The sequence below is a fragment of the Nonlabens antarcticus genome, from assembly GCF_015356755.1.
In the GTDB taxonomy this organism is placed as follows: Bacteria; Bacteroidota; Bacteroidia; order Flavobacteriales; family Flavobacteriaceae; genus Nonlabens; species Nonlabens antarcticus.
In genome coordinates this window covers 765,295-782,441 of sequence record NZ_JADFCO010000066.1, presented here as the reverse complement: position 1 = coordinate 782,441, position 17,147 = coordinate 765,295, and the positions used below count along the sequence as shown (strand labels likewise).

Below are 17,147 nucleotides of genomic sequence, written 5' to 3'. Positions count from 1 at the left end.
CCTTTTTTTATGCAAAAAACTTACCCTAAAGGTCACAAAAAGTTAATGACTGCCTGGGCATTCTACGACTGGGCAAACTCCGTTTATTCACTAGTTATTGCCACTGCAATTTTTCCCATTTATTATAGCGCAATCAGTAAGAGTGCGTACAAAACGGGAAATGTACCAGATATTTTTGTGAATATGAATAATGAAACTATCATTATTCTTACCACAGCTGTGGCATTTTTAATAGTCAGTATTATTTCTCCTATTCTTTCGGGCGTTGCTGACTACTCTGGTAAAAAGAAATATTTATTGCAGTTCTTTTGCTATTTAGGAGGAACTTGTAGCATCGCATTGGCGTTCTTCAGTTTTGATTATTTGTGGATTAGTTTATTAGTTTATTTGTTGGCTTTAGTTGGTTTCTGGGGTTCCCTAGTTTTTTATAATTCTTATTTACCAGATGTTGCTTTTCCAGAACAGCAGGATAAATTGAGTGCTCGTGGCTTTTCAATGGGTTATATAGGAAGCGTGATTTTATTAGTGATTTGTCTCATATTGATTGAAGGCGGTTTTTTTGAAAGTGAAAAATTACCTATTCAAATTTCTTTTATTCTAGTAGGAGTGTGGTGGATCGGTTTTGCGCAGTACACTTATGCCTATTTACCTTCAGGAACTAAAAAGAACACTGACGAGGTTCGAAATATTTTTACGAATGGTTTTACAGAGCTTAAAAAAATCTGGAATCAGCTGGGAGATAATAAACAAATGAAACGTTATTTAGGAGCGTTTTTCGTTTACAGTATGGCGGTGCAAACTGTGATGCTTGTAGCTATTTATTTTGGTACTGAAGAAGTGAATTGGGGTGACGATGGTGCGAGCATGGGATTGATCATTTCCATTTTACTCATACAACTTGTCGCTATTGTAGGAGCTTTTGTCGCTAGTTCGCTTTCGCGAAAGCATGGAAATATCAAGGTTCTGATAGGCATCAACATCGTATGGGCTTGCGTGTGTATCTATGGATATTTTGTGACGACTCCTATCCAGTTTTACATTACCGCTGGCTTTGTAGGATTTGTTATGGGGTCGATCCAATCGTTATCCCGCAGTACCTATTCCAAAATGATTCCTGAGGAAAGTAAGGATACCGCATCTTATTTCAGTTTCTTTGATGTGGCTGAAAAAATCGGTATTGTATTCGGGATGTTGATTTTTGCTATTGTAGGAGAAATATCTGGGTCCATGCGCAGTAGCATACTTTTTCTAGTCGTATTTTTTATTCTTGGAATTATCTTATTAGCTCGAGTACCTAAGCTTAAAGAGGCTCTAAAAGATTAAAACTACTTTAAAAGCAACTTGCGTATTCCTATAAACACTGGAATAAATAAGGACATTATCAGTATGGTGGGAATAATCCATTGTTCAAGTCCGGTAATCAATAAAATGGCTATAATCAACAATTGAAACCCCAATCCATAAACGGAAAGGATTGTCATAAACCAACTAGGAAACGGTTTGCTGCGATGTGCATTTTTATCGAGGTAGTAAATAATCACATCAAATATCCCGTAAAGACTGATGTAGGTTTTGTATAAAATATTTACAGCTTGTTGACTTTCTCCTGGCAGTGCTTTGGGAGTCGTATTCTCTCTAACACGACTGGTGGAATCACCGTCAACATTATTGCGTAGAATGACATAATAATAATTGTACAATGTCCCTTGAAGTTGCAAACCAATAAAAGCTAAAAAGGTAACCACCGCACTAGCGTCAGTAACGATCATAATACTGATCAAGAAAAGTAGATTGAGCAATAAGTCACAAACTGAATCTAGATAGCGTCCTACATAAGAAGGTGTTTTCTTAAGTCTAGCAAGTTCCCCATCTGCAGCATCAATAACTGATTTCAAGACAAGAAAGAACGCAGCTTGAATATAATAACCATTCATTATGCAATAAATGGCAATAAATCCACTGACTACAAAAAGTAGGGTGACGTGAATAGGAGTGAAGCGGGTTTCCTGCAATGCGTTTGCAATCAATTTCCCACCAGGTCGTCCATAATCAGAGAGATCAAGAAATTTATATTGAGGTGGAAGTTTAGACATGAAAGCTATTTGGCTAGCGGGCTGCAAAATTAGTCTAAATAACTGTCAAAAGCTTTCAATGCAACATTGTTCATCTCGCTTTAAAATTCGATCCAGGTTTACAAATTAAAAGCCCCTAAAAAGCATTGCTTTATAGAGGCTTATCATAATTTTCATCAAAAATATTTACTCTTTGAATGTTACATCTTCACCTTTAGAAATAAAAACTAAAGCATCATAATGTCGGAACCAGTTTGTTTTTAGCTTATCCTTTTCAACTACAAACATTCCATCATATTCTTTTTCTCCATAATCAGGATTGTTACTTATAATTTGCTGTGAGTCAATGAAGTAATTCTGTTCTGTGGATGGTAAAAATTGCAGTAGGTTTCCTTTGTCTTTACTTGATCTTGCAATCCATTTAGGCTTTCTGTACGGCATATTAATGGATGAAAAAGCAACGTGATAAGAAATATCTGGATTTGCAGTTACAAATTGAAAACCCATAGTTTGTCCATTCTGGGTTCCATAATCATCTTTGATCATGTGAGCATTGTGTAACCAAACGACAAACTTTTTTTCAGGCATGGTACGCACAAGGAAGTCTAAATTTTTTGCCATCTGTGCATCTCTTACCGGTGTTCCTTTTCCGCTGCTTTTATGGGTGGAGTTCAAAACGAGGTCACTTTTGAAACTTTCTAAAAATTGATACCATAACGGATCTTGAATAACCTTTTCATTCTTCAGTAATTTTTCAATTTCGTTCTCTAGTTTCCCCAAGTTTGATACTCCAACAATTTCATTCGCATCGCTTCTATTCTTGACAAAACGCTCCGTTAACTCGATGAAACTATCATCAACAACAATGAAGTTGTCCGTTAAAAACTGAGATAGTTTATTTGTGAAATTTGCATTTGTGTAACCAGATCCCATTTGGTTGTCAAAACCCCAAATGGTGACTTGATGTTCTCTTAAAAATTCAAAGAGCTCTTTCCCTTGAACAGAACGCGACCAAAACGCGTATAAATTCGTCTCCACATTATTATTGTGGTCAAAATAAAGTCCAAAAAAATCGGCTTCAAAGGCAATATCTTTGTATCCTTCTTCTAAAACGAGATACTTGACAAATTCTGTTTTAGCCAACAAATCAGAACCGAAATAATGATTTGATTCTCCCAAGAAGACTACTTTTTTATCATTTAATCTGGTGTCTAGAATTGCTTTAACATCATCAGTAATAAGATCCTTTATGTTGTTTAACTCGTAAACACTCTTCTCAACCTGAGCTCTAATAGAATTTAAACCAAAAATTATAAAAAGTAGTAGTATCGTTTTTTTCATAGGGTCAACCTTCGTTCATAAAGCTTGTGCTAACAAACTTTCTAAGTATATCAAGCTGTAGAACGAGCCTTTAGTTTTACTTTACATGTATCATAGTCTGTAATCTCAGGCCCATCTTGTTTCTAGTATAGAAGAGATTTACATTTTTGTAATATCGCCGCTGCCCATAATGGACTTTTTGATCTTACTGGTTTCTCCTTTATATCTTAGGTCACCAGATCCTACAATACTCGCGCTCATCTCGCCTCCATTACAAAAAACAGCTACATCACCACTTCCAGCAATACTCACTTTTACATTGTTTGCTTTCAAGTCGTAGGCGCTTATGTCACCGCTTCCCGCGACGCTCGCCGCTAGATTCTCGGTACGTCCAGAAATTTTTAGATCACCGCTTCCCGCAACATTTAACTCTAGTCGTTTTGACTCAGATTTCAAGTTGATATCTCCACTTCCTGCAACAGATATTTCCATCTTTTCAGACTTCAAGGTGAGATCGCTATAGATATCACCACTACCAGCTAGGCTTACTTCGTCAATCTCTTCTACAGGAACAAAAACTTTAATTCCTTTTCTAGTACTCCAGTTGATACCGTCCTTAATGCCTATTGTCAAGCGGCTTCCTTTAACCTCAATCTCTAAATAGTCCATGATATTAGATTCTGCCTCTACTTTGATACTGCCTTCTTTACCATTTATCAGTTCTACATCCATGGAACCTGCTACTTTCACATCGTAATAATCTGACGTTTTAAAAGTTCTTGTGATTACATTTCCATCACCTTTTATTTTTTTACTACCGAACCATTGTGCGTTTGCTGTTTGAATGGCTACCATTGCTACAGCTACTAGAATTATTTTTTTCATGATTATTTTTTTTAATTGTTAGTTTTTAAAGTGACACTGCCAAAACTGCTATTTATTTCTATACGGCTTCCAGATTTTGCAACAGTATTATATCCCTGTTTGTAGGCTTCATTATTTTCTTTTCTGGAAGTTACCGTCTGTAAATCATTTCCCAGATTGATAGAGGCAAATTCTGCACTTAACTCATAATCAAATGCGACATTTCTATCGTGGTTTATCCTAACATCTGTATAATCAGATTTAATAGTTAATGACTTAAAACCTGTGGCTAAATTATTAATAATAATCTTTCCAAAACTCGCCTTCAATAGGGTTGCAGTTTCAAAAGAGTCAATTTTTACGGTAGAGTAATCACCACGCCCATCAATAGTGGTAGCGTTTTCAATAGAAAGCGTTGAAAAATCAGAATTGTATTTAAGTTTCTTCATTTTACCAAAAGCAACGGTTGTGTAATCGCCTCTAAAATCCACGACATCTGCACCATATAATTTGAATTTACTAAAATCGGCCTCGATGCTCCCGCCTTTCATATAATCTATGTGGGAATTGTCCGTGTAATCAAAAGCCAACTTGTTATCTGGACTCAACAATTGACCAATTTGTAACCGGCCAAAATCGCAATTTAAAGTCAGCGGTGCGGTCATTTTATCAATGATCACCGCGCCATAATCGTTCTCCACATCTAGCGGAGAGTTGCGTGGAATTTTCACAATATAATCCACTCGAGTATTCGTCTTACTCTTGCTATTGAAAAAGCTGAATAATCCACTGCCATTCTCATTAGGAATTTTACTTACTGCTGAAACTTTAGATTTTGAAGCACTAAAATCTACGTCGATCATTCTCAAACGCTCATTCACCCGGTCTTCATCGTTCCCACTTACTTCAACGGTTACTTCAATACTAACGCTATTTTGATCCCAGGTTTGAACAGTCACATTGCCAAAGCTATTTTCCACACGCACTAGGGCATCACTATTAACGCTATAGGTCTTGTTGATTTTTTTTGTCTTGTTGTATTTATCAATGGGGTGCGTCGATGCCATTGTCATACTGCCCAGCAGTAGGAAAAATATGCTATAGAGTTTCATAGTCCATTTTTTTAAGTTGTTCTTGTTGGGATTTGATTTGTTCTCGAGCCTTCTCTAGCAAAAGGATTCTATTTTTAAAATTCTGAATCATAGCATCAATCACCGCTGGATTGTCACCATTAGTCTTAAAGTCTTTTTTAATCTTGATGTAATCAGTTTCCAGTTTTAGGAGTTTCGTTTTAGCATCTACAATAATGCGTTCTGTTTCTGGTGATTTTAATTTGTTGATCGCCGCCAGTTGCTGATCGATCACTTCTATATAATTGCTTTGCGCCTGCGCCATTGCTGGAGAGACAGACTTCAACTCATAAGATTGTGACTGGCCCATATAAAAGCTGGCAGATCCTATCATAATCGCTATCACCGCCGCAGCTGACCATTTAAGGACGCCGCTCATTGTAATCACGCGACCTTTTGGCTTTGAAATAATTACGCCTTTTACTTCAACTTCATTTTTATCTTCATTTTCGGGCTCATCACCATCTTCCTTACAGGCGGCCTCCAGTCTGGCTAGAAAACGCTGCTCATGTCCTTCAGGTAATTGCTCCAGGTCAAAATCTTGTTGGGCAAACCATTCTTTCATTCCATCTTTCATATCGCCTCTAATTTATTTTTTAAACTTGTTTTTGCTCTGGAAATCGTTGTGCGGCACATACCGTTTGAGATTCCCATAATCTGCGCGATCTCCTCGTTATCCATTCCTTCAATTAGGGAAAGCGTCAGTATTTCTTTATAATTTCCCTTCAATTCATTCATGGCGACCAGCACCTTTTTTGCCGTCCAGCTGGCTTCTTCCATATCAACACCTTGCGTTTCATCCACGTGATCATGATGATCCTCAAAAGAGGTTGTAGGCATTTTTTTATCTTTTCTTAAATGCGTCAGGCTGTTGTTGATGACAATCCGCTTTAACCAGCTGCCAAAGGTTGCTTCCCGATTCCACTGACTAATTTTTGTAAAGGCCGTAATCATACTTTCCTGCATAATATCTTCTGCCTGTGCTCTGTCATTTACAATGCGCAAGGCCACATGATACATGCTTTTAGCATAATTATTATAGATCCTCATTTGCGCGCGACGGTCGCCTTTTTCACACAAGTCAAAGACTTCGTTATCTGTTTTGGTTAGGTTCACTTGGTTAGTGTTTCTACATTAAAGATGCGACTTTGAGCGCGATGTTACAGTTGGTGGCATTGATTTTGAAAATTAATCATTTGCAAAGGGCTTCGGTGTCTGCGGTTGATCCTCTTGCACTATTTTTAATATGGTGTAAAAGACTGAATGGTAGTATATTGATGTTGAAGTGTTCCGCTTTCGCGAAAGCGGGCTCCTTTCCATCCACCGTAAAAGGCACAAATTAATGAATAAAATTAGCCACATTGCACTGACAAAGTGGCGACTTAAAAATATATGTTTAAACCAAAAAAGTTTCAAGTAGACATTATGTCACAACAGGAATTTGATCAGGATGCGGAATTTATACCGCTATTGAGCTCAAAAGATGAAGAGGAAATGAACGCTGAAGCGGTTCCAGAAACGCTTGCCATATTGCCATTGCGCAACATGGTATTGTTTCCAGGTGTCGTGATTCCCATTACTGCGGGACGTGATCAATCCATAAAATTATTGCAGGAAGCCAATAAGAAGAACGAGGCGATAGGCGTTGTCGCGCAAAAAGATGGTAGCGTGGAAGATCCTGGACAGGATGATCTGCACCATACGGGTGTTGTGGCGCGCATTCTCAAAGTTTTTAAAATGCCTGATGGAAATACAACCGTGATTATCCAAGGTAAAAAACGCTTTGAAATCGACAGCATTGTGGAAACGGAGCCATATTTAAGAGCGACGACAAAAGCTGTGGAAGAGGCAAGGCCGGCACCAGAAAATGAGGAGTTCAACGCGATCATTGAAAAAATAAAGGAGCTATCCCTAGAAATTATTAAGGAAAGCCCCAACATTCCAAGTGAGGCGAGTTTTGCGATTAAGAATATTGAGTCCAATAGTTTCTTAGTCAATTTTGTGTCTTCTAACATGAACCTAAAGATCGAGGATAAGCAGAAATTGCTCGAAATTAATGATCTTAAGGACAGGGCTTTAGAGACGCTCAAGTTCATGAATGTGGAACGTCAAAAACTGGAGCTCAAAAATGATATCCAGTCCCGCGTTCAAACCGATATTAACAAGCAACAACGGGAATATTTCTTGCACCAGCAAATGAAGACCATTCAAGATGAGCTGGGTGGTGGTGTGAGCTCACATCAAGAAATTGACGAAATGCGCCAGCGTGCCAAATCAAAAAAATGGGACGACAAGGTGAAGGAACACTTTGAAAAGGAGCTGTCTAAAATGCAACGCATGAATCCGCAGGTTGCAGAATTCTCCATCCAGCGCAATTATCTGGATCTGTTGTTAGACTTACCATGGAATGAATACTCTAAGGACAATTTTGACCTGAAACGTGCCATGAAAATTCTAGACCGCGATCATTATGGTCTGGATGATGTGAAGAAGAGAATCATAGAATATCTCGCAGTTTTGAAATTGCGTAATGATATGAAATCACCTATTCTATGTTTATATGGACCTCCAGGAGTGGGTAAAACATCACTAGGAAAGTCTGTTGCAGAAGCTTTGGGTAGAGAATACGTGCGTATTTCCTTAGGTGGTTTGCGAGATGAAGCAGAAATACGCGGTCATCGTAAAACTTATATAGGAGCCATGCCTGGCCGAATTATCCAAAGCATCAAAAAAGCCAAAACTTCAAATCCTGTATTTGTACTGGACGAGATTGATAAATTAGGAAGCTCACACAACGGTGACCCATCAAGCGCCATGCTGGAAGTATTAGACCCAGAGCAGAATAATTCCTTCTATGATAACTTCTTGGAACTTGGCTTTGACTTGAGTAAAGTAATGTTCATCGCAACTTCAAATAGTTTACAAACCATACAACCTGCATTGCGCGATCGTATGGAGATCATAAATGTGACCGGTTATACTATTGAGGAAAAAGTGGAAATAGGAAAGAGACACTTACTTCCAAAGCAAATTAAGGAACATGGTCTGACCAAAGACCAACTTAAACTAGGCAAACCACAAATTGAAAAAATTGTGGAAGGTTACACTAGGGAGAGCGGAGTTAGAGCACTGGATAAGCAGATTGCTAAAATGGTGCGTTATGCCGCAAAAAGCATCGCCATGGAAGATGAGTACGATCTTAAAGTGACTAATGAAACTGTTATTGATGTACTGGGCGCACCTAGAATGATGCGAGACAAGTATGAAAATAATGATGTTGCTGGCGTGGTAACTGGACTGGCATGGACTCGTGTAGGCGGTGATATTCTATTCATAGAATCTATTCTAAGCAAGGGTAAGGGTACTTTAACCATCACCGGAAACCTAGGAAAAGTGATGAAAGAAAGTGCGACCATAGCAATGGAATACATCAAAGCACACGCTGAGGAAATAGGGGTGAACCCAGAGATTTTTGAGAAGTACAACGTCCACATTCACGTGCCGGAAGGAGCTACACCCAAAGATGGTCCTAGTGCAGGAATCACAATGCTGACCTCTCTAGTTTCTTTATTTACACAACGTAAAGTGAAGAAGAGCCTTGCAATGACGGGAGAAATCACTTTAAGAGGAAAAGTGTTGCCTGTAGGTGGAATCAAAGAAAAGATTCTGGCGGCTAAGCGTGCTAGAATTAAAGAGATTCTATTATGTGAGCAAAACCGTCGAGATATAGAAGAGATCAAGGAAGATTACCTTAAGGGATTGACCTTTCATTATGTGAGTGATATGAGCAATGTTTTAGAACTTGCCCTCACAAAACAGAAGGTTAAGAATGCTAAGGTGTTGTAAAAATAACTTATCATAGAATTTAAAATCCCGACTCTGCAGTCGGGATTTTTTAGTTATAGAACTTGACAGGATTTGAGGAATTATTTATGAGCGTTTGCAGTTTCACCATCTAATTATAGCCTGATGAAGCTCTTTTGATTTTGATGATTTAAGTCGGCTATAAATAAGGTATCGTTTCTAATTTGTATGATACGGCAAGACTCCGTATCTAAATCAGTCATAATAAATTCATTGTCATTCAAATTTTCAACGAATTCATTAAACGGGCATGAATAGGAATACGCATAGGATTGGTACAATCGCTCTTCAGTTTGCGTTGTAGAAGTATATTTACCTGAATTGCCTTTCATCATCATCTTATTTTGTGTTTTCTTCCATGTCCTTCTGAACTCATAAGTATTTAAGAGAGCATCTGTAATTGTCCATTTACCATTTAATTGATCTATAAATTCATCGATTACTTCAGTTTCTACCGTTCGTAATTCTGGCAATTGATTTTTCTCAGCCGATTTAATCGATGGGATCTCCGGATCATTTTCCTTACAGGAACTGCATAATAATACCAGGATTGAAATGATAAGGAAATTTATTTGTTTCATGTTCAAGGTGTGGATTTGAAAATTTATCTCCGTAAAATGAGATAACCATTGTATTCAAGAAGAAACGACTTAAGATTAACTGCTCCCGATTAATCAAATAATAATAATAACAACAAGCTGGCATTACCAACGTAAATCCTAGAACGCTCAAAATTATTTAGAACACTATGTATCACCAATAGAGTGAATTCAGTTCGGATTAAATATTCCAAGGTTTTTTAAGTAACCTTCTCTTGCCTATTGAGATATAATCCACTTGCAGCAAGGGATGATAACAAGATGACAATAAAGATCTCCAGTTCCAGTGTAAATAATACACTCAAATCGCCTGCATCGCCTGCTACGGAATCTCTCATTTTAATAATTCCGCCCTCTGAATAGAAGTAGATCAAAAACAACATAATAAGCGGATACAAAAATACACAGGTAAAAACCCCAGTACGCATACTGTAAAAAAGAAGTTTATTGAACTTTATTTTTTTGTTGGAATTAAAAACAATGTCTCGGGTAAAGGAGATAATTCCTAAAAATAATATTGGGATGTAAAGGATCTTTACATAAATCTCCTGTCTTAAGCCCAGTTGAAAAGCGATTATGGATAACAATACAATTGCGCCTACCATTATGAGTGCATACATCCAGCTGTACTTACTTTTAGAATAACCTTTCTTTTTGAGCATGGTGAATTTTATTAATGGACCGAAAGTTAGCCAACTTCCTATCAAGCCTGTGAAAAAATTTAGTAATACTTTAATAGCTGGATACGAGTTTTAAAAAATACATTTACGCGTAAAGTTGACTCATGGATTTCGAAATCATTTTAGTTTTTATTGTTCTGGGTGTGACGGTATTACTGTTTCTGACGGAATGGTTTCCTATAGATAAGATTGCATTTCTCATTATTGTAAGTTTGGTATTATTAGGGCTTACAAAACCAGAAGAAGCCATCAGCGGTTTTGCAGATCCTGCAACCATTACTGTATTATCACTCATGATTATCGCCATAAGTCTGGAAGACAATGGTGTGATTGAATGGCTTACAAACGGGATTAGAAAAGTAAGTATTCTACCGCTTATTTTCATTGTCCCTACTTTTATGTTTATCAGCGCTAGCATATCAGCATTTATTAGCACTACTGCTGTGGTTATTATATTCATTAAAATCGTATCGCAGCTATCTGCAAAATATAAATTTTCTTCCAGTAAGTTGTTGATGCCTATATCTTTTGCTGGAATATTAGGGGGTAGTTGTACGCTCATGGGAACCTCCACAAACTTGATTGTAAATTCTGTATCCCAAAAATTAGGAGCAGAAAAACTCGGATTTTTTGAGTTTACCGGTTTCGGTTTAGTCTTTCTTTTGATAGGAATTATTTTCATGGCTATCGCTTCTCGATGGCTGCCCAAAGACAAAAATCAAGGCGTAGCCGATGGCTATGGAATCCAGGAATTTATCTTTACCCTTACAGTGACTGATACAAGCGATCTAATAGGGCAGCGGCTTTCAGAAACATTGCTGGAAGACAATCCTGAATTAAGTATCCTAAAGCTCATAAGAAATAGAAACGTAATTAATGCACCTGGTAAATACATTGATTTGAAAGCAGGCGACCATATTGTAATCATGGGAAGCGTAGACGATCTCGCTAAATTTCTTGAAGCAGATGATTTTATCCTGCACGACGATAGAAACAGAGCTAGTGAAGAATTAAAGGAAGCTAATGAAGTGGAAAGTAATAGCGATGAGGAAAAAGAGCTATCGCCCATGCGATATATTGAGCTGCTTATTCTTCCAGGATCAAATTTGATAGGGCAGACCTTAAGAAGATTGCGCAAGACCTTACTGCAGGGAGCTTATCCACTCGCCATACAAAAACGTAAAAACATTAGAAATACGAAAGAGCGGTTGATACGTAAAGATATTAATGCCATTAGAGTGAAGCCGGGAGATAGGTTGCTGCTTGAATTACAAGATGGTTCTATGCGTGATCTGGAAGAAATAGAGAACGTTGCAATTCTCAATGAGCACGATTTGAAGGTTTCTGCTCCGCTGCATAAAAAATATATAACGCTTTTTACCTTACTTGCCGTTATCGGTTTGGCTAGTAGCGGCTTGCTTTCTATTCTATCAAGTTCACTTACCGGAATAGGAATATTATTATTAACGAATTGTATTTCTTTAGAAAAAATCTATCATCGGGTCAATTGGCAAATTATATTTCTACTGGCGGGCATGATACCTCTAGGAATTGCCATGAATAATACGGGAACAGATGTGTGGATCTCAGATCAATTCTTGAATATTTTAAAAGGACAGGCACCTATTATGGTTTTGGGATTGATATTCTTATTTACCATGTTGTTAAGTGGAACGATTTCTAATAATGCCACTGCAATTATTATGACACCTATAGCGATGTCTGTGGGAGCTGGTTTTGATTTACCACTTAAACCTTTTATACTTGCGGTAATGTTTGCGGCTAATTTCAGTTTCTTTACTCCTGTAGGCTATCAAACAAATACTCTGATCTATGGGACTGGGAATTATAAATTCAGGCACTTTCTCATCATTGGAGGGATTTTAAGTATAATTCTTTTAATAGTTGGTACATTATTGCTTTCCACCTTACTTTAAAACCATATTACCAATGAATCAATTGCTTTTATCTTTTCAAGAGTCTGCGGATATGTGGGCAAAGTTGATTGCTAAACTTGAAGGGTGGTGGTATGCCATCATTTTAAGGTTGCCAAATCTTGCGGTAGCCATAGTCATTATGGTTTTGTTTTATTTCATCGCTCGCGGCGTGTCGGTATTATTGCGTAAAATACTCAGGAAATATTTAGGGAACCAGTCTGTAAGACGAATCATTATTAAGGTAGTATTTGGGTTGACCCTATTCTTGGGCTTTTTCATTGCATTGGGAGTTATGGATCTTGATAAGGCGTTAACATCTATGCTTGCTGGTGCGGGAGTTGTTGCTCTAGCGATAGGTCTGGCACTGCAAGGAACTTTAAGCAATACCTTTTCAGGAATTATGTTGTCATTTTTACCTAAAATCAAGATAGGTGATTACATAGAAACAGATAGTCACAGTGGTTTTGTTCATGAAATTAGCTTACGCAACCTAGTTCTGCGTCAGACGGATAACCACTTTGTCATTATGCCTAATGCAAAATTTATCTCAGAATCTTTCGTGAATTTTTCGCTGGTTCCTCGTGCTCGTGTAACAGTGACAAGTCGTATTGCTTATGGTTCTAATCTGCATGATGTTATAGCTTTAGTAACGAAAGCCATTGCAGATAGATTTGAGCAACGTGAAAATGAAGGCGTAGAATTCTATTACCTAGAATTTGATGATTTCTCCATAAATTTTATGACAAGATTCTGGACTGATTTTATTAATAAACGGCAGTTTTATGCTGCCCAGCATGCTGCTATTCTTGAAATTTATGATGTTTTTGAAAAGCATGACATTAAAATTCCATTCCCTATACGCACACTGGACGTTTCTGATAAAACCAGTCGCTTATTCGAACGTAATAACGAGGATTTAAAATAGATGGGAAATGGGACATTCAATACACTAAAATCTATTATTAAATTTTATGTAAGTCCCCTGACAGCCTTATCTAAAACAGCTTCACCCTTAAATAATAGATCCTGAACTATGGGACTTTGAGTTTGCTTATGGAATACGCCCAATATATTAACATTGGATGAATCACTATCAACCGCACCCAGCCTATCCATGGTTGCACACATAGCTCACCCGCGCAATGTCCTAGCTGAATGAAGTAAATATGGGAAATTGTAAAAGCCAGTAACATTAAGATGGCTAAATACCCGCCTAATTTTCTGGTTTTAGGGAATATAGCTAGTACAGCCACTATAATTTCAAAGCCACCAGCGATAAGGTTAATGGTGAGTGCATCACCCAACCATTCTGGAATTAATTTTAAATAGGTTTCAGGAATGATGAAATGAAAGATTCCAGCAATCGCATAAAATGCAACGAATAGGATGAGTAAAATTTTCTTTATCATTATAACGTTATCTTAGAATGTTTACATTTTATTTTCTGACATATTTTATGGTGTATTTCCCCATCAAATCACCAGTGCGCAAGGTGTCATTTCTAACACTTACTTTCTCGCAAGATGCATATTTAGCATAAGATATTATGAACTCGTCATTTACAAGCACTTCATTCAATTTACCTTTAAAAGGGCATTTTTTTAAGATTTCAAAAGCCATAAATTCTGGCTTTTCTGCCTGACCTTCTTGTAATAATAAGGATTTGTCTCCTTTGAATTCATAGCGGCTGAAAGGGTAATCAATTCTTCTCCATTCTCCTTGTAATTTTGATTTTAAGTCGCTAGCACTCATGGACACTGCGTTTTCTCTTTTAGTTTTAGCTGGCTCTTGTGTAGATTCATTTATCTCTGGAACGTTTTCCGTGTTTGTCTCTTTACAGGAGACGGCTATAAGTACAAAGAATAATAGGGTACAAGTAGCAATATTTTGAAACATAAATAAAGTTTGAAATTTCAAGATAATAAATTTAAGGGGTCCGCTTTCGCGAAAGCGGACTCCTATCAATATTTATAAATGACAATTAATGGAGATTACTTAGCTGGATCATAATAATTTGTCAGTATGGAATCTATCCTTTCGGAGCCTTTAATAATAGAATTCACTTTATTCCAAAGAGCATCTTTCATGAGAGGTTTTAATGGTTGCTCCAGATTTGTAATTTTATTAAATACTTTTTCAATCTTTTGATCCCATAATTCGTAATACCTCACAAGGTCGTCTGGATATACCGTTTTACGATCATTCCCTTCATCCATAGCATCAAATGGCTCTGAAATGTTGAGATATCCATAGTCGTCCGTAAGCTGCTCACCTGGCTGAATATCACGTATGGCAATCTCAAAATCATAGGCTGTAGTGAGACAATTTGAGTTAAAACTGTGGTTGACAAATCTGCCTAGATCCCAGCAAAGTATCATGTTACCCTTATTATTGCGGAAGGTGTACGTGTCCAAAATATTCTTATACAGGTAATTCATTTTATCATGCTGCGCCGGAAGAAACTCCCGGTCCAGCTCGTCAAGAATCCAGGTAATAGTTCCTGCCGGTATGAACTGTGTAGCCACGACACCGTAGCCTATTTCATTACTAATAAAGTGAAGTTCCGTATGTGGATGTATCATGGTGGTCAGGCTTTTAGATAGCGCCGTAAATCTGATTAAATGTATTCTATTTTCTGAATAAGCATCACTAAAATGGATTTATTTGCTGCCCTGATCTTTAATAAGTTATCAATCAGCAGTTTTATAATATAATTTATAAAAGCGATTCATTAAGTTATATAGATGCAGTACTTTTGCACGGCCTTAGAAAAAGGAACTTATGAAGCGTATCAATCAGTACAAAAAAATGTTTAGCGTTGAGAAAGAGATCAATCTTAAAGATCTCAAGAAATCTTATCGTGATCTAGTAAAAGAATGGCACCCTGACAAATACCAGGATGGCGATGATAAAAAAGATGAAGCGGAAGTGATGAGTCGTGATATTATCGATGGTTATCATTTTCTCGTGAGCATTGCTCCAGAAACGAAGGAAGCCAACCTTGATACATACCTAGAAACGACTACCAACACCGGAATTGAAGATTTTGATCATAAAGGTCAGGTACTGGAAATCACTTTTACGGATGGAAGTACTTATGAATATTTTGGGGTACAGAAGCCTATTTTTCAGAAATTGATCAATGCTCCTAACCGTTACCGTTTTGCTAAACGTAACATCTTCAACAATTTCTTGTACCGCAAGAGTAAAAAAGATCAAGAACTGGCATAATTGCCATTTCGGTTATATAAAAAAAGCTTCTCAGAAATGAGAAGTTTTTTTCGTTAATATGGGACTGTGGTCGTTATTTGTCAATCTTTATTTATGGTGTGGATTTAATTATTTTTTTCAATTCAATAAGTTAATTAAAGGACTTTTAGGGAAAAGTACGAGTAATTATTTGCGGAGTTTAATTTGATAGTTGGATTGTTATCTTATAAATTAAAGATTATAAATTTTACAATTATATTTTCGCCTCACTTTATTACGATATGACCTCATTATCCATTTATAGTTTATATATCTATTATGTGAGTATATTTATCTAAAAAATTGAGTTATGGAAGTAGTTAATCTTCATGTCAATAATGATGAGCGAGATGATGATAGTCAAATTTTATTAGATATTGTAATAGAGAAAAAGGCGGCTGAGACTGAAAAAAAGGCAAGGATTTTATTAAAAAATGTGTCAAGTAATAGAGTCGAAACAATGACAGACAAGGTTGCATATGTCTTAAATCAATCTGTCGATAGTAGAGATTCAGATATTGAACTTGCTTGGAACTATTGGAACATCTTTGAAAGTGATAAGTTTAATGGTCATAGTGTTACCAAAGAAAATTTATTTGCATTAACTAAAGTTCGATCTCTAAGTCGCGAGCGAGCAAGAATCCAAAACGAATTTAAGCTATTTCAGGCATCTTCTGATGTGAAAAAATATAGAGGTAAACTAGAGGAGAGCGAAAAGGAGACTGCTATCGCTAAGAAGCCCTCAGGTATAGGAAATTATTCAGTATATATTGATGAAACAGGTAAAAACGATGAATACCTAGCTGTTGGTAGCTTATGGATTACAGATATTGGAAAAGACGATTACGCGAAAACGAATCAAATAACAAAATGGAAATCGGATAAAAATATTAAATATGAGTTTCATTTTTCCGATTTATCCAAAAATAGATTAGAAGATTATAAGGAGTTTTTCGATCTTTTTATTTCGTTATTCAGAGCTCACAGCTTTAAAATAATAACAGTGAAAAATTCTGGATTTAGTAAGCTAGAACTACCTATTACTGACCTTACATTTCAATTAGTATATCAAGGAATTAATTACGAGCATCACACTTCTAGAGCTCCTCTACCTAGAATTCTACAGGTCTGGATAGATAGAGATGAAGAAGGTATCGACCGACAAAAACTAGCCTCTATACAGGAAAGGTTGGCAGCTCAGAATATCGAAGGCCTTTATCCAGAAACCTTCGAGGCAGTTAATTCTAGCGATCATCATCAAATTCAAATAGCCGACTTGTTTACAGGCGCAGTAAATCGAAAACTCAATCAATCCGGAAATAATCATAAAGATGAACTTGCTGACTACATATTGGATAAAGTAAATTTAAATATTGACGATCTAAATATTATCAATGATAAAGTCGACAACTCTATTATTTTCAATTTATAA

Annotated in this window: 17 protein-coding genes; 6 read left to right on the top strand and 11 right to left on the bottom strand. The window is 36.8% G+C overall.

The annotated features are described in order from the left end of the window. Window positions 1–9 precede the first annotated feature (9 nt). On the top strand, window positions 10–1,323 hold the full coding sequence (locus IQ282_RS14515) for an MFS transporter (RefSeq protein ID WP_194852589.1): 1,314 nt from the start codon (window positions 10–12) through the stop codon (window positions 1,321–1,323). Window positions 1,324–1,325: 2 nt separating this feature from the next. On the opposite strand, the gene IQ282_RS14510 is transcribed toward IQ282_RS14515, so the two are convergent. The 6 genes from IQ282_RS14510 to IQ282_RS14485 all read right to left on the bottom strand — a co-directional run bounded on the left by IQ282_RS14510 (window position 1,326) and on the right by IQ282_RS14485 (window position 6,502). After that, window positions 1,326–2,093 carry a CDP-alcohol phosphatidyltransferase family protein gene (locus IQ282_RS14510; RefSeq protein ID WP_194852588.1) on the bottom strand — a complete coding sequence of 256 codons (768 nt, stop codon included), beginning with the start codon at window positions 2,091–2,093 and terminating at the stop codon, window positions 1,326–1,328. 165 nt (window positions 2,094–2,258) lie between these two features. After that, a complete protein-coding gene (locus IQ282_RS14505; protein WP_194852587.1) occupies window positions 2,259–3,413 on the bottom strand; it encodes an erythromycin esterase family protein in 1,155 nt (384 codons plus the stop codon). Window positions 3,414–3,551: 138 nt separating this feature from the next. Beyond that, entirely contained in the window at window positions 3,552–4,277 is a 726-nt protein-coding gene (locus tag IQ282_RS14500; RefSeq protein WP_194852586.1) for a head GIN domain-containing protein, read from the bottom strand. An 11-nt stretch (window positions 4,278–4,288) separates the two neighbouring features. Then, window positions 4,289–5,368, bottom strand: coding sequence for a hypothetical protein (locus IQ282_RS14495; RefSeq protein WP_194852585.1), 1,080 nt, complete (start codon window positions 5,366–5,368; stop codon window positions 4,289–4,291). Then, window positions 5,355–5,963, bottom strand: a complete 609-nt coding sequence (locus tag IQ282_RS14490; RefSeq protein ID WP_194852584.1) for a hypothetical protein — start codon at window positions 5,961–5,963, stop codon at window positions 5,355–5,357. The genes IQ282_RS14495 and IQ282_RS14490 overlap by 14 nt, the downstream gene beginning before the upstream one ends. Continuing rightward, window positions 5,960–6,502, bottom strand: a complete 543-nt coding sequence (locus IQ282_RS14485) for an RNA polymerase sigma factor (protein ID WP_317174210.1) — start codon at window positions 6,500–6,502, stop codon at window positions 5,960–5,962. Before IQ282_RS14485 ends, IQ282_RS14490 begins: the two co-directional genes overlap by 4 nt. A gap of 276 nt (window positions 6,503–6,778) precedes the next feature. Between IQ282_RS14485 and lon the strand changes: the two genes are divergently transcribed. Next, on the top strand, window positions 6,779–9,232 hold the full coding sequence (gene lon / locus IQ282_RS14480; RefSeq protein WP_194852583.1) for an endopeptidase La: 2,454 nt from the start codon (window positions 6,779–6,781) through the stop codon (window positions 9,230–9,232). Between the two features lie 113 nt (window positions 9,233–9,345). On the opposite strand, the gene IQ282_RS14475 is transcribed toward lon, so the two are convergent. Together IQ282_RS14475 and IQ282_RS14470 are read right to left on the bottom strand one after the other, a co-directional pair. Then, on the bottom strand, window positions 9,346–9,831 hold the full coding sequence (locus IQ282_RS14475) for a hypothetical protein (protein WP_194852582.1): 486 nt from the start codon (window positions 9,829–9,831) through the stop codon (window positions 9,346–9,348). 218 nt (window positions 9,832–10,049) lie between these two features. After that, window positions 10,050–10,511: a hypothetical protein gene (locus IQ282_RS14470; RefSeq protein WP_194852581.1), complete on the bottom strand. Its 462-nt coding sequence runs from the start codon at window positions 10,509–10,511 to the stop codon at window positions 10,050–10,052. Window positions 10,512–10,633: 122 nt separating this feature from the next. Between IQ282_RS14470 and IQ282_RS14465 the strand changes: the two genes are divergently transcribed. Then, entirely contained in the window at window positions 10,634–12,466 is a 1,833-nt protein-coding gene (locus tag IQ282_RS14465; protein ID WP_194852580.1) for an SLC13 family permease, read from the top strand. A 13-nt stretch (window positions 12,467–12,479) separates the two neighbouring features. Next, window positions 12,480–13,391, top strand: coding sequence for a mechanosensitive ion channel family protein (locus IQ282_RS14460; RefSeq protein ID WP_194852579.1), 912 nt, complete (start codon window positions 12,480–12,482; stop codon window positions 13,389–13,391). A 106-nt stretch (window positions 13,392–13,497) separates the two neighbouring features. Here the strand turns inward: IQ282_RS14460 and IQ282_RS14455 are convergent, their stop codons facing one another. The 3 genes from IQ282_RS14455 to IQ282_RS14445 form a co-directional block, all read right to left on the bottom strand. After that, the gene (locus tag IQ282_RS14455; RefSeq protein WP_194852578.1) at window positions 13,498–13,875 is read right to left on the bottom strand and encodes a DoxX family protein; all 378 of its coding nucleotides are present in this window, start codon (window positions 13,873–13,875) and stop codon (window positions 13,498–13,500) included. Window positions 13,876–13,903: 28 nt separating this feature from the next. After that, the gene (locus IQ282_RS14450; RefSeq protein ID WP_194852577.1) at window positions 13,904–14,362 is read right to left on the bottom strand and encodes a hypothetical protein; all 459 of its coding nucleotides are present in this window, start codon (window positions 14,360–14,362) and stop codon (window positions 13,904–13,906) included. Between the two features lie 95 nt (window positions 14,363–14,457). After that, window positions 14,458–15,048, bottom strand: a complete 591-nt coding sequence (locus IQ282_RS14445) for an SET domain-containing protein (RefSeq protein WP_194852576.1) — start codon at window positions 15,046–15,048, stop codon at window positions 14,458–14,460. A gap of 199 nt (window positions 15,049–15,247) precedes the next feature. Here IQ282_RS14445 and IQ282_RS14440 point away from each other — a divergent pair, with 199 nt between their 5' ends. Beyond that, complete coding sequence (locus IQ282_RS14440; RefSeq protein WP_194852575.1) at window positions 15,248–15,697, top strand: KTSC domain-containing protein; 450 nt, start codon at window positions 15,248–15,250, stop codon at window positions 15,695–15,697. 328 nt (window positions 15,698–16,025) lie between these two features. After that, entirely contained in the window at window positions 16,026–17,147 is a 1,122-nt protein-coding gene (locus tag IQ282_RS14435; protein ID WP_194852574.1) for a DUF3800 domain-containing protein, read from the top strand.

What these genes read in the sequence shown, in the direction of transcription:
- IQ282_RS14490 (WP_194852584.1), bottom strand. Translation starts at nt 5,963, where the DNA reads ATGAAAGATGGAATGAAAGAATGGTTTGCCCAACAAGATTTTGACCTG.
- IQ282_RS14475 (WP_194852582.1), bottom strand. Translation starts at nt 9,831, where the DNA reads ATGAAACAAATAAATTTCCTTATCATTTCAATCCTGGTATTATTATGC.
- IQ282_RS14440 (WP_194852575.1), top strand. Translation starts at nt 15,248, where the DNA reads ATGAAGCGTATCAATCAGTACAAAAAAATGTTTAGCGTTGAGAAAGAG.
- IQ282_RS14450 (WP_194852577.1), bottom strand. Translation starts at nt 14,362, where the DNA reads ATGTTTCAAAATATTGCTACTTGTACCCTATTATTCTTTGTACTTATA.
- IQ282_RS14435 (WP_194852574.1), top strand. Translation starts at nt 16,026, where the DNA reads ATGGAAGTAGTTAATCTTCATGTCAATAATGATGAGCGAGATGATGAT.
- IQ282_RS14505 (WP_194852587.1), bottom strand. Translation starts at nt 3,413, where the DNA reads ATGAAAAAAACGATACTACTACTTTTTATAATTTTTGGTTTAAATTCT.
- IQ282_RS14455 (WP_194852578.1), bottom strand. Translation starts at nt 13,875, where the DNA reads ATGATAAAGAAAATTTTACTCATCCTATTCGTTGCATTTTATGCGATT.
- IQ282_RS14470 (WP_194852581.1), bottom strand. Translation starts at nt 10,511, where the DNA reads ATGCTCAAAAAGAAAGGTTATTCTAAAAGTAAGTACAGCTGGATGTAT.
- IQ282_RS14495 (WP_194852585.1), bottom strand. Translation starts at nt 5,368, where the DNA reads ATGAAACTCTATAGCATATTTTTCCTACTGCTGGGCAGTATGACAATG.
- IQ282_RS14510 (WP_194852588.1), bottom strand. Translation starts at nt 2,093, where the DNA reads ATGTCTAAACTTCCACCTCAATATAAATTTCTTGATCTCTCTGATTAT.
- IQ282_RS14500 (WP_194852586.1), bottom strand. Translation starts at nt 4,277, where the DNA reads ATGAAAAAAATAATTCTAGTAGCTGTAGCAATGGTAGCCATTCAAACA.
- IQ282_RS14515 (WP_194852589.1), top strand. Translation starts at nt 10, where the DNA reads ATGCAAAAAACTTACCCTAAAGGTCACAAAAAGTTAATGACTGCCTGG.
- IQ282_RS14445 (WP_194852576.1), bottom strand. Translation starts at nt 15,048, where the DNA reads ATGATACATCCACATACGGAACTTCACTTTATTAGTAATGAAATAGGC.
- IQ282_RS14460 (WP_194852579.1), top strand. Translation starts at nt 12,480, where the DNA reads ATGAATCAATTGCTTTTATCTTTTCAAGAGTCTGCGGATATGTGGGCA.
- lon (WP_194852583.1), top strand. Translation starts at nt 6,779, where the DNA reads ATGTTTAAACCAAAAAAGTTTCAAGTAGACATTATGTCACAACAGGAA.
- IQ282_RS14465 (WP_194852580.1), top strand. Translation starts at nt 10,634, where the DNA reads ATGGATTTCGAAATCATTTTAGTTTTTATTGTTCTGGGTGTGACGGTA.